The following is a 15,076-nucleotide window of genomic DNA, read 5'->3' on the forward strand; positions in this document are numbered from 1 at the left end:
CCGGGCCTGTCCTTAACTTCACTCCCATGCCTCACCCCTGCTCGATGCCCATGCCGATGCCGATGACCAGGCCCCTTGCCGCGCTGGCGGCCCTCTCCCTGCTGGGCGCGGGCCTGGCCCCCGGCGCTGCAGCCGCCAGTTGCACCTATCTGCCGGCCGTGGGGGGAGGCACCAGCGTCAGCAAGTCGATCCAGTTGAACGGCCCCCTGGTGTTTCCCTTCGGCCGCACCAACTTCAACACCGATTTCACGGTGAGCCGGGCCTACTCCAGCTACAAGGTGAACTTCAAATCCACCTCCACCGAGCGTGGGCCCTATCCCATTCAGGCCTATCTCAAGTTCAGCGACGGCACCAACCTGCAGGTGGTGAATGAAACCCTGGATGCCCCGCCGGGCCTGTTTCGCCAGTTCGGCCCCTTCTACCCTCCTGCCGGCAAACTCGTCAGCCAGGTGAATGTCAAGGTGGGCTCGGGCTACAACGCCAACGCCACCGGCTTCAGTTACACGATTTCAGTGTTCGGCTGCCGCTGACACCGGGCCGCAAGCAGATCAGCAGCTGACCCGGATCAGAGTCACAGGTCCAGGTTCGGCAGCGCCCGCGGGCAAAGCCTGAGCGGACAGCCATCGGCGCCGTACAGCGCATCCGCCGCTGAAAGACAACCGCCGGCGTTCTTGCGCTGAACCTGCTGCGGCTCGATCCGCAGCGGCTGCAGAACCGAGTCCTTCAGCGGCACCAAACGCTTGCAGGCGGCACGCGGCGGCCATGGCGTGGTGGAAAGGGGCGGTACCGCCAGGGGCTGGGGCTGGGCGGAAACGGCGGCGCCGAGCATCAGGGGCAGCACTGCCAGGCAAGCCCCCCATCCGTGCAGTTGCCGTGCAGTTGCCATGATGTCGCCACGTCAGGCCACGGGACCAGAGTAGGGATGAGCAACGAGGAGAGGGAGGCCCTGGTGCTGCGCCTGGCGCAGGAATCCCGCGACTTCGAGGGCACCAGCAGGGATCCGGAGCGCAATTGCTGGCTGGTGGTGCACCGTCATGCCCACGGCGTGCTGCCCAGCGAGTACGACATCCGCGACGTCCCCGAAGACCTCTACCTCGAGGTGCTCTCCAGGCGCCGTTCGCTCAGCTGAGCCCTCCGTCCGGTCACTGAGCCCAGCAGATCGGCCACAGGGGCAATCCTGGATTGGTCCAGGAACCTGGAGGCAGCTTCCGCCGCACTGGCCTGCTCCAGGTCGGCCCACTCGATCGGGTAACCCAAGGTTCTGGCGCGCTCGATCAGCCGCTGCCAGGGCCGCTCCTGATCTGTCAGCCGCAGCAGGGCCCTCAGCCTCGGTTGCCGCTCGGCGTCGGCCACCAGCCGCCGCAGCTGCTCCATCGACATAGCCACCGTCGCGTCGGTCGAACCCAGCCTCGCCTTGCCCAGCGGGATTGACCAGCGAGCGAACACAAACCACAAAAAAACCACCCCTGGGCAGGGGTGGTGAATGGAAACCAGAGCTGAAGGACCTTGATCAGGCCCAGCCCTTGGCAGCCATTTCCTCGATGTAGGAGGCCACATCGGCGATGTCGGTTTCGCTGAGCTTGCCACCGAAGGCAGGCATGGCGTTCTTGCCGTTGGTGACCTGATAGGCGATGGCCGATTCGTGGTCACTGCTGTAGTTGGCCAGATAGGCCTCGAGCGCTTCGGCCTTGAGCGTGCGCTCGGCGTTCACCACATTGCCGCCGCCCATGTGGCAGGCGGCGCAGTTGGCAGAGAAGATCTGCCCGCCATGGGCGGCGTCGGCGGCGAAGCTGGGAGCGGCTCCCAGCAGCAGGGCCAGGCAGACGGCGAAGAATGAAAGCAGGCGACGCATCAGGGAGGCGAGCAATGGAGCGGGCAACCCGTCAAAAATAGAGTCCCAGAGCCGGCCGAGCGCCGGCTGCGGGAGTGGATGAAACAATCTCGTCACTGAGCACCAGGTGCCTCACTCCACGATCACCTTGCCCACCATGCCGGCACCGCGGTGGGGCTCACACCAGTAGTCGTAGCTGCCGGCCTGATCAAAGGTTTCATCCCAGCTTTCACCCGGCGCAAAGGCCAGGTCGGTGTGGCTGAGTTCATCGTGGCCATCGAAGACGGCGTTGTGGGGGGCCAGCTTGTTGTTCACGAAGCGGACAGTGTCCCCCTTGCTGATCGTGATCACGCTGGGCTCGAAAGCCAGCATGCCGGCGTCGGTGCCGAGCTTCACCTCAACGGTGGCGGCCTCAGCCGGCAGGACCGAACTGAAGCTCACCAGCACCAGCAGCGCCCCGAGCAGGGCAGAAGCGGCCATGGCCTGAATCAGACGCGCCGCGGAGGCCTGCAGAGCTTGGACCATCAGGTTTTCCTAACACTGATGAAACTTTAAGACGTCTTCAGATAGCCCCGCGGTGGGGCAGCCCCGCCAGCTCGAACACCGCCTCCAGTGAAGGGGCATGGCTCACCAGCTCGAAGCGCTCCGGCGGGCTCACCGGCTCATGAACGAAATGGCGCTGGCGGATGCTGAAGCGATCCCAGGCGTTCACCTCGATCGGCAGTACGCGGATCAGGGCTTCAATCCACCAGCCGTTCAGCGACAGCCCCAGCGGCGGCCTCCAGCTGCGGCGCCAGCGGCAGAGGCGGCTCACCGTGTCATCGACCGTGACCGCCGGTTGCCCCAGCACCAGCCGGCGCACCGGCCCCTGATTCGGCTCTGGATTGGGCTGGTGAGGGTTCAGGGCCAGATGGGCGCAGACCAGGGCGATGTCGGCGGCATGGATGAAGTGGAAGCTGGCCTCGGCCCGCAGCCACTTCGCCAGCCACAGCCAGCGCACCGCCTCCTTCAGGCCCGCCGTGAGATAGCTGGTGGGGTGGGAATCGCCAGGTCCCACGGAGCCGCCGAACACCAGCGTGGGGAAGACCGCCACGATCCGCTCGGCCAGGGGATGGCTCTCCAGTTGCTGCAGGCAGAGGGCCTTGGTCTGGATGTACTCGGTGCCGTAGGCAGCCGCTTCCGGCAGCAGCTGCAGCTGGCGATCGAGAATGCTGGCGGTGGAGAAATAGATGATCTGCTCCAGCCGCTCGGGATCGAGCCGGCTCAGCAGCTCCTTGACGGCCACCACGTTCACCTGCTGGGCTCGCTCCGGGTCTCCCCAGGCGGTGGCGGTGTGGATCACCCGGGTGGCCGAGGCGATCTCTGCGGCGTGGGGCGCCTGATCACGCAGATCGCCCACCAGCAGGGTGATGCGCGGATGCTGCCTGGGCACGGCCGTGAGCTTGGCGGGATCCCGCAGCCAGAGCAGCAGCTCGGCATCGGAGCTGGCCAGCAGCTGCTCGGCGATGGCCTGACCGACGCAGCCGCTCGCTCCGGTGATCAGGATGCGGGCCGGACGGCCGTTGCCGCTAAGGAGGCCGCTCTGAGGACCGCTCAAACAGCTGCACCCAGCAGCTCGTTCACCGACTTGCCGGCCTCGAAGAACACCCGGGCGTTCTCCTCGGGCGTGCCCGGCAGAATCCCATGGCCGAGGTTGAGGATGTGGCGGCGGCCCCTGGCCTTGAGCACGGTGTCGACGATGCGCTCGCGGATCGCCTGCGGGGTGCCGAAGAGCAGACCGGGATCCACATTGCCCTGCACCCCGAGGTGCTGGGGCAGGCGGGCGCAGCCGTCGGCCATGTCCACGGTCCAGTCGAGCGAGATGAAATCAACGCCGGTGGTGGCCATCCGCTCCAGCACACCGGCGCTGCCGGAGATGTAGAGAATCAGCGGGGTGTCGGGGTGCTTCGCTTTCACCTGATCCACCACCCGTTTCTGATACGGAGCGGCGAACACGTCGTAGTCGATCGGGCTGAGCTGACCGGCCCAGGAATCGAACAGCTGCACCACCTGGGCACCGCTCTCGATCTGATAGCTCACGTAGGCGGCGATCGAATCGGCCAGATGGGCCAGCAGGCGATGCAGCAGCGCCGGCTCCTGGAACGCCATCGCCTTGATCACGGCGTAGTTCTTGCTGCTCCTGCCCTCCACCGCATAGGCGGCAAGGGTCCATGGGGCACCCACGAAGCCCAGCACCGCCGCCTCGTTGCCCACGCTCTGGCGCAGCCGGCCCAGCACCTCGCCCACGAACGGAAGCGAAGCCGCCGCATCCAGGGGCCGCAGCGCCTCCACCTGGGCCAGGCTGCGGATCGGCGGATCGATGATCGGCCCCTTGCTCTCGATGATGTCGAAATCAATCCCCATTCCCGGCAGGGGCGTGAGGATGTCGGAGAAGAGAATCACCCCATCGGGTTGAAAGGCCCGATAGGGCTGCATCGAAATCTCATAGGAGAGATCGGGCTGCTCCGAGCGCTCCCGGAAGCCGGGATGTCGGTCGCGCAAGTCGCGGTAGACCTTCATGTAGCGCCCGGCCTGGCGCATCATCCAGACCGGTGGACGCTCCACCTGCTCACCTCGGGCGGCGCGCAGCAGCAGGGGGAGCGAGTCGGCCATGGGTGAAGGGAATGCCAGGGGCGAACCTACCCGAGAGCCCCACCCGTTTCGGCGGCTTCGTCACAGAGGGCCTGGCTGCGAACGGGGTCGAGCTTCAGCACCAGCACGCCCAGGGGCGGCAGGCAGAGGTCGAGCGACTGGTCGTAGCCATGGACCGCCCACTCCTCGCTGAATTTGCCCCCCAGGTTGCCGAGGTTGCTGCCGCCGTAGCGGCTGCTGTCGGTGTTGAAGACTTCGGCGTAGTAGCCCTCCATCGGCACCCCAATCCTGTAGTGGGAGTGGCTCTGGGGCGTGAAGTTGGCCACCACCACCACACAGCTGCCGGTGCGGCTCTCGCGGCGCATGAAGCTGATCACCGAATGGCGGCTGTCGCTGCAATCGATCCACTGGAAGCCGTAGTGGTCGAAATCGTCCCTCCACAGGGCCGGCTCCTCGCGGTAGAAGCGATTGAGGTCGTCGACCAGGTTGCGCAGTCCCTGGTGGGCCTCGAACTCCAGCAGGTCCCACTGCAGATCGCCCCAGACGTTCCATTCGGAACGCTGGCCGAACTCCATGCCCATGAAGATCGTCTTCTTGCCCGGGTGGGTCCACATGTAGGCAAGCAGGGCACGCACATTCGCGAACTTCTGCCAGTCGTCACCAGGCATCTTGTGCAACAGATGGCTCTTGCCATGCACCACCTCGTCGTGGCTGAGTGCCAGCATGAAGTTCTCGGTGTAGTGATACATGATCGAGAAGCTGACATTGTTCTGGTGGAACTGGCGGAACCAGGGATCCAGCTCGAAGTAATCGAGCATGTCGTGCATCCAGCCCATGTTCCACTTGAGGTTGAAGCCCAGGCCACCCATGTCGGTGGGCTTGGTGACCATCGGCCAGGTGGTGGATTCCTCGGCGATCGAGAGGGCACCCGGGAAGTGATGGAACAGCACCGAATTGGCCTGCTGCAGGAAGCGCACCGCCTCGAGGTTTTCGCGGCCGCCGTGCTCGTTGGCCAGCCATTCGCCCTCGGGGCGCAGGTAGTCGCGGTAGAGCATCGAGGCCACCGCATCCACCCGGATGCCGTCGATGTGGAACTCCTCGAACCAGAACACCAGGTTGGCCACGAGGAAGTTGCGCACCTCGTTGCGGCTGTAGTTGAAGATCAGCGTGCCCCACTCCTTGTGCTCGCCGATGCGGGGATCGGCATGCTCATAGAGGTGGCAACCATCGAAGAACGCCAGGCCGTGGCTGTCCTTGGGGAAATGGCCAGGCACCCAGTCGAGGATCACCCCGAGACCTTCGGCGTGGCAGCGATCCACGAAGGCACGGAATTCATCCGGCGGGCCGAAGCGGCTGGTGGGGGCGTAGAAGCCCGTCACCTGATAACCCCAGGAGCCATCGAAGGGATGCTCGGCGATCGGCATCAGCTCCAGATGGGTGAATCCCCGCTCCTTCACATAGGGGATCAGCCGGTCGGCCAGCTCGGGATAGGTGAGCAGGCGCGCGCCGGGTTTGAGGTCGGCGGCCGCCACGGGCGGTCTGGGGCTGCCATCGGCCTCGATGTAGGGCTGGTCGGTCGGGCCATGCATCCAGCTGCCCAGATGCAACTCATAAACCGAGATCGGCTGATCGAGGGGATCGCGGCTGTCACGCTCCGCCAGCCAGGCCTGGTCGCCCCAGCGGTACTGACCCAGCTGGGCGACCACCGAGCCGGTCTGGGGGCGGATCTCGTGCTGGAAGCCGTAGGGATCCGCCTTCTGATAGCAGTGGCCCTCGGGCGAGCGCACCTCATATTTGTAGATGGTTCCGGTGCTCAGCCCGGGCACGAACAGTTCCCAGATCCCCCCGATGCGCAGCTGCATCGGGTGATGGCGGCCATCCCAGCTGTTGAAACCACCAAGCAGCGCCACGCTGCGGGCATTGGGAGCCCAGAGCGCGAACTGCACGCCGGCGATGCCCTCGCGCTCACAGGGGTGGGCGCCGAGACGGCGCCAGATGTGATGGTGGTTCCCCTCGGCGAAGAGATGGCGGTCGAGCTCCCCCATCCACTCCTCACGGAAGGCCCAGGGGTCGTGCTGCTGGTGCTCGATGCCCCCCCGCTGCACCCGGTACTCGTAGCGGCGGCCCGGGTCCTCGCCCAGCTCGACTTCAAAGATCCAGGGGTGGTTGGGCGTGGCCATCGGCAGGGCGCGGCCATCGAGCACCAGGTCCACCTGGCTTGCCTCCGGCATCCAGGCCCGGACCACCCAGCCATCGCCATGGGGATGGGGTCCGAGCACGGCAAACGGATGGTCGTGCCGGCAGTCCTGAAGCCTCTGGCCGTCTTGGACCATCCATTCGAGGCTGGTGGAGGGCATCGAGCATCGGCACGCGGAACGGGAGCTTAGGCCGGCCGATCCTGGGGCCCCATCGCTCAGGGCAAGGGGGTGCCGGGCTGGGCGGGATCTTCAGGGAAATCGACGCCGATGATGTGTCCCTCGGGATCAAGGATCACGAAGAGGTTGTCGGTGACCCTCTGGAACTGGGTGGTGACGAGCACCAGCTGCTGGGGTCCCCCTTCACTGGCCACCACGGTCGAGCGCAGGCGCTGGAATGTACCGGTGAGTTTTTCGAGATTCTTCCAGCGGTTGAGCAGATCCTGGGGAGTGATCTCGTCCTGAAGACTCCGGATCAGCAGGCTGCGGGCATCCACCACCCGGCCCTGGCTGAGGGCCGTGATGAAGTTGGTGGCGATCTGCTTGATCGGCTTGTCGTGCTGATCGAGTTCCCAGCCCAGCAGACGACCCCGGCCATCGAGCACCAGCACCAGGGGCCGGCTGCCGCTGGTTCCCCTCAGCTCAGCCTCCACCGTGCTGTCATCCACCCCCGTCGACACCTCGGTGATGCGGCTGCCGAGGATGGTCCCCTGCTGCTGCAGGCGCTCCCGCACCCGCTCAACCGTGGTCAGCTTCTGCAGATCAGGAGCCAGCAGCTCATACACGGCCTGACTGTCCTGGCGCTTGAGGGCATCGAGCAACACCTGCCCGGCTGCTCTGGCCTGGGCGGGCTGCAGCGCGGAGGTGGCCAGTGCACCGCCTCCATGCAGTCCGCAGGCCAGGGCCATCGCCAGCAGAGGGACGCGCAGGTTCACGGAGGTGCGGGCGTTGAGGTCGGCTCAGTCTGCCGGAGAATCAAACGGCCGCAGGCGCAGCCAGGCCTCAGTCAGCTGCAGTTCCAGGGTGATCACCCGGTGGCCGGGGCCCACCGGTCCCAGGGGGGCCTCGCCGCTGCCGGGGTTCACGCACACCTGGGGCCAGGCCGCTGCCGCCAGCGACAGCCGCAGCTGCTCGCCGGGAGCCAGGCTGGCCACCAGGGGCTGCAGGTTCAGGCGCCAGCGCTGACGGCGGCGGCAGTGGGGGCCAAGCGCCCGGAGCACCCCGGTGCTCAGCTGCCAGACACTGCCCTGGCGGATCACCGAGAGGGCGCCACAGAGATCGAAACCGTCCTGGTCAGCGCTGAGTTCCAGCTCCAGTTCCGCTCGCCCCGCCAGCAGCAGCGGCTCGGCCAGGGGCGTGGTGGTGAAGCAGGCCACATCGGCGCGGGCATCGAGATCGGTGCGGTCCACCAGGCCGGCATCGAGGCCCAGATGGCCACCCCGGCCGGGGACCGGCCGCCAGGGGTCATGCACCAGCCAGACGACACCGCCGCCCTCGCCGCCAGCGAGCAGGCGGCCCTCGCCGGCATCGATCGCGGCCAGCCCTTCGCTGCGCAGGACCCACTGGCGCGGCTCAGCGCAGCCAGCCGCCAGGTCCCGCCATGTGCCAGCGCCGAGATCCGCCACCGCTTCGCGCCGATGGGCCTCCAGGCCGTGCCTGTCCCGCAGGTGCCGGTCAAAGAAGGCCAGCTGCAGGCGATCGATGCCTCCGCCCCAGTTCAGATGACTCCAGGCGCCGATCCGCAGCCAGGGATCGGCGCCGGCGGCCTGGGCGCGGGCCCGCAGATCCAGCACCCCGCCCAGGTGGGGATCGTGCCAGCCACCCACCAGCAGCATCGGCTGGCGCAACAGACCCTCCGGCGGCTGATGGCGCCTCCAGCCAGCGGGGCTGGCGGGATCCAGCCGCAACCAGCCCAGCCCCATCCCGCCTGGATCGTGCTGCTCCAGCAGCGCCAGGCCATCGCGCAGGAACGTGCCCCCCTCCAGGCTCAGGCGCAGGCGACGCCAGGCGTTCTCATCCCCGGCGCGGCGCATCTTTTCAGCCGCCAGCTGCAGCGCCCAGCCCAGGCCCAGGGCCCACCAGTGGGCGCCCCCCTCGCTGGCCCAGTGCAGCCGCTCATCCAGGCCCGCCATCGCCGGAGCCAGGGCATCGGGCAGGGGGCTGCCGGGGCTCAGCAGCAGTTGTGTGAGTCCCTGATAGGAAAAGCCGTAGGTCCCCACCCGGCCGTTGACGTAGGCAAGGCTGCGCACCCAGGCCAGGGCCACGGCGCCATCGGCCGCCTCCTGGGCAAAGCCCCTGAACTCGCCTGTGGAATCACCCCGGCCGCGCACGTCCTGCACGGCCACCGCATAGCCCTGGCTGGCGTACCAGCGCGGATGGGCATAGGTCACGGTGGAGGCGATGGCCCGCCCGTAGGGCTGGCGCATCAGCAGCAGCGGCCAGCGTCCGGGCCGCGTCGGTTTCCAGACCCTGGTCGCCAGCCGCACCCCGTCGGGGCAGGGCATCCACTCCTCGAGAAGCTCGGTTTCCAGCGCAGCGACTCAGCGCACGTCAGGGCAGTGAAGCCCGACCACATAGGTGGTGAGAATCTCGGCGTCGGTGGAGCTCAGCCCCTGGCTCCGGGCCACCATGGCGACCGCTTCCGGCGAATTGGAACTGACGCCGCGGCTGTTGAGCTGGCGCAGATCGGCGCAGATCCTTTTGGCCAGCTGCGGGTTCTGCTTGACCGACTCCAGCAGCGGTGAGGCCGCCTGGAGGGGGGTGAGCGGCAGACCGGCACCGATCAGACCGGCCAGAGCAGCCACGGCGAGCTGACGGAGTAAGGGCAAGCGTTGACGTGGATGAGAGAAAAGGGAGAAAACAGGCAAGGACCGTCCACCGCAGGGGTGATCCATCCATTTGACGGTCTCCGTGAGACCGGTTGGAGCAGTCCTGGTCAGTTTGGTGGGCGACCGGTGGCCCGCCGTGCCGCGGCGATCCAGGCGCGCACCTGGGTGGCATCGGGCGACGGCAGCGCGGATCCGGTCAAAGAGCGCTGCAGCCGGCCCAGCTGGCGCAACAGTTGCTGGGGCGATGCCTCGGCCAGCCCGGCCGAACTGGCGATGCCCGCATAGAGGAGCAGAGCGGCCTGCTCAGGCGCCAGACCGAGCTCACTGATCAGGCGTGCCTGGCCCCGCAGCTTGATCAGTCGCTGCTCCGAAGCGCCGCAGCGGGCCAGGCGCCGCAGGGCCAGATCGCTCTGGGCGGCCAGCGCCGGCCAGTCCTTCAGGCCGGCCAGGCTCAGCTGGCTCTGCTCAGCGCTGAAGTGGGAGGGAAGAACCAGCATCAACGCAGCACCTTCACCGCGCCGTCATCGAGGCTGCGGGTGGCCTCCGCCAGCACCACCGGCCGACTGACGCCGGCCCCGGCTGACTCGACCCGCCGCAGGCGCACATGCACCAGCCCATCGGCGCTGCTGCGGCCGCTGCTGCGCAGGTTGAGGGCCAGCTGCTCCACCGTGGGGGCATAGGCCTCGGCAGGAAGATCAGCCGTCGCAGCGGCGATCACCAGGTTGCTGCCGTTGTCGAACACCACCGGCACGGTCACAGCCCCCTCCACCTGGGTGCGTGGCGAGTAGCTGATGGCGAAGGCCAGACAGGAGAGCGAGAGCAGGGCCGTGAAGCTGGTGACACCCACCAGCCGGAAGCGGAAGCCCCAGCCCATGACGAAGGCCAGCACCATCCACACCGCCAGCGCGCCGCTGGCGGCCCCCAGCCAGAGCCCGGCTTTGAGCGACAGCGGATCGACGGGCATGACGGCTGGAGCAACAGGGGGAACCCCTTTATATTGCGGCGACCTCAGGCGGTGACAGCGACGAGCCGATGGGGTCCCCGCCTTCGCCTGAAACGGGAACCCAGTCCCGGAGTCGCCGCCAACGACTGCTGCTGGCTGCCGCCCTCGGGGGAAGCGCAGGTCTGGCGGGAGCCTGGTGGGGGTCCGATCACCTGGCTCGCCGGGTCTACGACAGCTGGCGGCCAAGGCTGCAGGTGCTGATCGGACGGGGGCTGGGCCACCCAGTCCAGCTCGGTCCCTACAAAGGCCTCAGACCCTGGGGGCTGAGCATCGGCCCCAGCCGTGTCCTGAGCGGACCTGCCGAGCGCTCCAACCTGCGCCTCGACGGGATTGGGGTGAACCTGGATCCCCTGGCCAGCCTGGTGGAGCGGGCGCCTGTGCTGGAGCTGCGGCCCAGGGGCGCCCAGCTCAGCCTGATCCCCAACGCCCAGGGGCAGCTCTGGGTGTTCGGGCCGGCTGGAGACAAGCCCCCGCCCAGACTCACTCTCAAGATCCTGCTGGAGCAGCCCGCCCGCCTGCAGCTGGGCTCCAGCGCTCTCGACCTGAAGCTGCAGGGCAGAGCCGGGGTGAGGATCCACAACCGCAGCGTCGACTGGCGCGCCACCGCCAGGGAAAGGGCCGGCAACGGCCGCGCCCTGGCGCGCGGCTCGGCCAACTGGCGCAGTGGCGCGGTGAAGCTCGGCCTCGACCTGCGGCGCTGGGACCTGGCGCCGCTGGTCTCCTTCATTCCCCGTGGCCGTCCTCCGCGCCAGCAGTCGCTGAAGGGAACCGCCGACGGCCGTCTGGAGCTGGATCGCCGCCGTGGCAGCACCAGCTGCCGGGGTTCGCTGCGCATCGGGCAGTTGGAGCTGCGGGATCCGCTGTTGCCGGCGCCGCTTCAGGCCAGACGCCTGACCGTTGGCTGCCGCGGGCAGGAGATCCAGCTGGAGGGGGATCCCTGGCAGATGGCGAACTGGCGCGGCACGGTCAAGGGCTCCCTGGTACCTGGAAGCCGCTTCGATCTGCGCTTCAGCGCCAGCGATCCCCAGCGCGGCGACCGGCTCGGCCTGGGGGTGAGCGGGCCCTGGCGCCAGCCGCTGCTGGCACTCGATGGCCACATCCCCCTCGGCAAGGGCACCCCCACCAGCCCCCAACCGCTCAAACTCAACGCCCTGATCCGCTCCGACTGGCGCAGCAGCCTCCAGTTGCGGCTCGACAGCCTGCGCCTGCGCTCCGGCCGCTCCGAGATCACGGCCAAGGGTCAGATCTGGCCCCAGCTCGACGTGCGCAGCGAGCGGCTGCGGCTCCATCCCTCCCTCTGGCAGCCGGCCGGAGCCGCGGCCCAGGCCCTGCTGGGTAGCAGCTCCTGGCTGGATGGCGGCCTGCTCCTGGCTGGAACCCTGCGGCAGCCGACCCTGAGCGCCAGCTTTCAGAGGCAGGGGAGCACCCTGCTCAACGTCCAGGCCAGTGCGGGGCCGAGCGACAGCCGGGCTGGTCCCCTCGGCCGCATTCAGGCGCGGCTGACGGCCCCCTCCGGTCTGCGCCTGCAGGACACCCTGCTGCTGGGTGCCGCCAGCGCCGATCTGGCCTGGTCCGATGACCAGCTGCGGCTGCTCCGTTTCGAGAGTCCGGAACTCAGCGGCGATGGCAGCCTTCCGCTGCGCTGGCAGCGCCGGCGGGGCCTGGTGGCAGGCGATCTGGGCCTGAACCTGGAGCTCAGGCCCTACGCCCTGGCCCGGCTCGGCCCCCTGCTGGGAAGCACGCTCCAGGGAGATCTCAGCGCCAGGGGCCGCCTCAGTGGCCCCCTGGCAGCCCTGCGCCCCGACTTCTGGCTGTCGGTGCGTCAGCCCGGTGGCGGCCCCCTGCAACTGCTGGAAACCTGGGAAGGTCGGCTCACCGCCCGCAGCGGCGGTGGCGGCGATCTGGCCATGACGGCATTGGCCCCGGCCCAGCAGGGCAGCCTGACGGCCCGGCTGAACCGGTCCTGGCTGCCCAGCCAGGTGGAGCTGCGCCGCCAGCAAGGGGTTCTGAGCTTCAGCGGCGATGCGCGCCGCTACCGCTGGCAGGCGAGCCGCTTTCCCCTCGTGGGCCTGCAGCTCGCCGTTGGTGGTTCCTCCAGGCCCAGGGCCCTCGACGGACTGCTCAGCGGCAAGGGAATTCTCGATCTCCAGCCCCTGGCGATGGAGGGCAGCGTGGCCGTGGAGCGTCCCCTGCTGCTGGGGGTGCGCGGACAGCGGCTCACCGCCTCAGGCCGCTATACGGCAGGCCAGTTCAACTTCAAGGGAGAGCTCACGCCCCTGGCCGGTGGAACGGTGGCCCTCAGCGCCGATGGCGAACGCAAGGGCCGCCTGCGCAGCCGCATCGAGGGGCGAGGACTGCCGCTGCAACTCTTCCAGGAGCTGGCCCAGGCACTCACGATCTGGAGGGGCGGCAGCCCCCTGGCCAGGGGGAAGGCCAGCGACCTGGGCACCCTCGTGATCGACACCCTGGGCGGCACGATCGATGGCCAGCTTCAGGCTCTGCGCGCGGCCCAGGCCCGGCTGGCGGACTTCCGTGGCCCCACCACAGCCGGATCACGGACACGGCTCGAGGACCTGCGCGGTCTGGTGGATCTCGACATCAGCCTGGCCGGCCCCGATCTGGAACGCCTCAACCTGGATCTGGGCGCCAAGGGCCACCTCTGGCTGCGGGCCGATGACCGCGACGAGGCCCTGCGGCTCGATCCTTTCCAGGTGCGGCTGGAAGGACCGATCCGGGGCGGGAAGGGGAGCTTCAGCCTCGAGAACCTTCCTCTGGCCCTGCTGGCCCTGGCCACGCCAGTACCCAGCAGCCTGCGGGGGGGGCTCAATCTGGAGGGCTCCTACCAGCTGGGATCGGCCTCGCGCAAGAGCGCCTTCAGCACCAGCCTGAGCCTGATCGACGCCAGCCTGAACGGGATTCCGCTGCGGCTCGAGGACGCCACGGTGAGCCTGGATGGGGATGCCCTGGCTCTGTCTGCCGCCCTCAGCAGTGAAGGGGCCGACAGCCGCGTCGCCCTCAGCGGCACCGTCCCTCTCGATCCCACTCAGGAGGGGTTGAAGCTGAGGCTCTCCAGCCGCGGCGACGGCCTGCGCTTCATCAGCACCCTGGTGGGGCGTGGGCTGGAGTGGCGCAAAGGCAGCGCCGATCTGGAGCTGCTGATGCGGGGCAGCCTGCTCAAGCCGCTGGCCAATGGCTTCCTGCGCTTCCGCGATGGCGAACTGGTGGTGGCCGGTCAGGAGATCAGCCAGCTCCAGGCCACGGTGCTGTTCGATTTCGAGGAGCTGCTGGTGCAGGAATTCAAGGCCCGCATGGGCAGCCAGGGGGAACTCGATGGCAGCGGCGGCCTCGGGCTGTTCCGCGACATTCCCCAGCGCCAACCCCTCAACCTCACTGTCAAGGACGCCCGGATCAAGGCGCCCCGCCTCAACGCCCTCACCAATGGCAGCCTGGCCCTGCGCGGCAGCCTGCTGCAGCCGCTGCTCAGTGGCGAGCTGAGCCTGAGCAGAGGCACGATCAACGGCCAGCCCGGCACCCTGGCCCAGGCGGATGAGAACGGCGTCATCCAGCCGAAGCAGGCCCGGCGGCTGGTGGAGGAGTCGTGGAACTTCGAGAAGCCCCTGCTGCTGCTGGGGCCGGAGGTGGAGAGCGACACTGCCCTGGACCTGCGCGATTCGATCCCCCGGGTCCCCCTGCTGCGCCTGAGCAATCTGCGCCTCAAGCTCGGCCCCGATCTGGAGGTGGTGGTGCCGCCGGTGGCCAGCTTCAAGACGGGCGGCACCCTGACCCTCAACGGCCGCATCGACCCCAGCCTCAGCGCCAGCGGCGTGGTGCGGCTGCTCGGTGGTCGTCTGAGCCTGTTCACCACCAACTTCACCCTCGATCCCGACGCCCCCAACGTGGCGGTCTTCACACCGAGCCTCGGCCTGATCCCCTACGTGGACATCGCCCTGCGCACCCGGGTCTCGAACACGCTCAAGGTGGGCCAGGGCCGCGAAGCCTTCAACGACTTCGACCTGCGTGGTGGTTACACCCCGCTCGATCAGCTCAACCTGGTCAGGGTGGTGGTGACCGTCAGCGGCCCTGCCGATCGGATCGCCGAATCGCTCACCATCCGCAGCTCCCCTCCCCTGCCGGAGGAGCGGCTGGTGGCCCTGATCGGCGGCAATTCCCTGGCCGGACTGAGCGGCGGCAACGCCACGGCGGCCCTGGCCACGGTCTTCGGCCAGTCGCTGCTCTCACCCCTGGTGGGAACCCTGAGCAACGTCTTCGGCCAGCGGGTGAGCTTCTCCCTGTTCCCCACCTTCTTCTCCCCCTCCGTGAACGAGGTGGGCAGCAACGCCTCGGGCTCCCGCCGGGAGTCGCGGCGCGCGCCGGCCCAGCTGGTGCTGGGCTCGGAGCTGGGCCTCGACATCACCGAGCGCTTCAACTTCTCCGTGCTGGCGGCCCCGAACCGCACCGATATCCCTCCCCAGCTCACCCTGCGCTACCAGGCCAGTGACACCCTGGGCCTGCAGGGATCCTTCGACACCGAAGGGCGCTGGCAGGGCCAGCTGCAGTTGTTCTTCCGCTTCTGAAGGAGCCCACTCAA

The 15,076-nt window shown here is 68.3% G+C and carries 15 protein-coding genes; 3 read left to right on the top strand and 12 right to left on the bottom strand.

Going from position 1 to position 15,076, the window contains the following annotated elements; translation table 11 throughout:
• The first annotated feature begins 62 nt into the window (after positions 1 to 62).
• Positions 63 to 530 (top strand): hypothetical protein, encoded by a 468-nt coding sequence (locus KBY77_RS01370; RefSeq protein WP_255101818.1) that lies wholly within the window; start codon positions 63 to 65, stop codon positions 528 to 530.
• Between the two features lie 41 nt (positions 531 to 571).
• Here the strand turns inward: KBY77_RS01370 and KBY77_RS01375 are convergent, their stop codons facing one another.
• Positions 572 to 886, bottom strand: a complete 315-nt coding sequence (locus KBY77_RS01375; RefSeq protein ID WP_255101819.1) for a hypothetical protein — start codon at positions 884 to 886, stop codon at positions 572 to 574.
• Between the two features lie 36 nt (positions 887 to 922).
• Here KBY77_RS01375 and KBY77_RS01380 point away from each other — a divergent pair, with 36 nt between their 5' ends.
• On the top strand, positions 923 to 1,129 hold the full coding sequence (locus KBY77_RS01380; RefSeq protein ID WP_255101820.1) for a hypothetical protein: 207 nt from the start codon (positions 923 to 925) through the stop codon (positions 1,127 to 1,129).
• Here the strand turns inward: KBY77_RS01380 and KBY77_RS01385 are convergent.
• From KBY77_RS01385 to KBY77_RS01435, 11 genes are all read right to left on the bottom strand, one after another.
• On the bottom strand, positions 1,090 to 1,374 hold the full coding sequence (locus KBY77_RS01385; protein WP_255101821.1) for a hypothetical protein: 285 nt from the start codon (positions 1,372 to 1,374) through the stop codon (positions 1,090 to 1,092). The two genes, KBY77_RS01380 and KBY77_RS01385, sit on opposite strands and share 40 nt — an antisense overlap.
• Before the next feature lie 136 nt (positions 1,375 to 1,510).
• Positions 1,511 to 1,852, bottom strand: a complete 342-nt coding sequence (locus tag KBY77_RS01390) for a c-type cytochrome (protein WP_255092748.1) — start codon at positions 1,850 to 1,852, stop codon at positions 1,511 to 1,513.
• A 111-nt stretch (positions 1,853 to 1,963) separates the two neighbouring features.
• Positions 1,964 to 2,311, bottom strand: a complete 348-nt coding sequence (gene petE, locus KBY77_RS01395; protein WP_399212078.1) for a plastocyanin — start codon at positions 2,309 to 2,311, stop codon at positions 1,964 to 1,966.
• Between the two features lie 82 nt (positions 2,312 to 2,393).
• Positions 2,394 to 3,428 (bottom strand): NAD(P)-dependent oxidoreductase, encoded by a 1,035-nt coding sequence (locus KBY77_RS01400; RefSeq protein ID WP_255101823.1) that lies wholly within the window; start codon positions 3,426 to 3,428, stop codon positions 2,394 to 2,396.
• On the bottom strand, positions 3,425 to 4,483 hold the full coding sequence (hemE, locus tag KBY77_RS01405; RefSeq protein WP_255101824.1) for a uroporphyrinogen decarboxylase: 1,059 nt from the start codon (positions 4,481 to 4,483) through the stop codon (positions 3,425 to 3,427). The genes KBY77_RS01400 and hemE overlap by 4 nt, the downstream gene beginning before the upstream one ends.
• A gap of 26 nt (positions 4,484 to 4,509) precedes the next feature.
• A complete protein-coding gene (gene glgB, locus KBY77_RS01410) occupies positions 4,510 to 6,819 on the bottom strand; it encodes a 1,4-alpha-glucan branching protein GlgB (protein WP_255101825.1) in 2,310 nt (769 codons plus the stop codon).
• A 56-nt stretch (positions 6,820 to 6,875) separates the two neighbouring features.
• Complete coding sequence (locus tag KBY77_RS01415; RefSeq protein WP_255101826.1) at positions 6,876 to 7,592, bottom strand: DUF3887 domain-containing protein; 717 nt, start codon at positions 7,590 to 7,592, stop codon at positions 6,876 to 6,878.
• Positions 7,593 to 7,616: 24 nt separating this feature from the next.
• Entirely contained in the window at positions 7,617 to 9,161 is a 1,545-nt protein-coding gene (locus KBY77_RS01420) for a CocE/NonD family hydrolase (protein ID WP_255101827.1), read from the bottom strand.
• 36 nt (positions 9,162 to 9,197) lie between these two features.
• Positions 9,198 to 9,461, bottom strand: coding sequence for a hypothetical protein (locus KBY77_RS01425; RefSeq protein WP_255101828.1), 264 nt, complete (start codon positions 9,459 to 9,461; stop codon positions 9,198 to 9,200).
• Between the two features lie 131 nt (positions 9,462 to 9,592).
• Positions 9,593 to 9,982, bottom strand: a complete 390-nt coding sequence (locus KBY77_RS01430) for a DUF4332 domain-containing protein (RefSeq protein WP_255101829.1) — start codon at positions 9,980 to 9,982, stop codon at positions 9,593 to 9,595.
• Positions 9,982 to 10,449: a Ycf51 family protein gene (locus KBY77_RS01435; protein ID WP_255101830.1), complete on the bottom strand. Its 468-nt coding sequence runs from the start codon at positions 10,447 to 10,449 to the stop codon at positions 9,982 to 9,984. The genes KBY77_RS01430 and KBY77_RS01435 overlap by 1 nt, the downstream gene beginning before the upstream one ends.
• 68 nt (positions 10,450 to 10,517) lie before the next feature.
• Here KBY77_RS01435 and KBY77_RS01440 point away from each other — a divergent pair, with 68 nt between their 5' ends.
• Positions 10,518 to 15,062, top strand: a complete 4,545-nt coding sequence (locus KBY77_RS01440) for a translocation/assembly module TamB domain-containing protein (RefSeq protein WP_255101831.1) — start codon at positions 10,518 to 10,520, stop codon at positions 15,060 to 15,062.
• The last annotated feature ends 14 nt before the right edge of the window (positions 15,063 to 15,076 follow it).

Source organism: Synechococcus sp. Cruz-7E5, assembly GCF_024345995.1.
Taxonomy (GTDB): domain Bacteria; phylum Cyanobacteriota; class Cyanobacteriia; order PCC-6307; family Cyanobiaceae; genus Regnicoccus_A.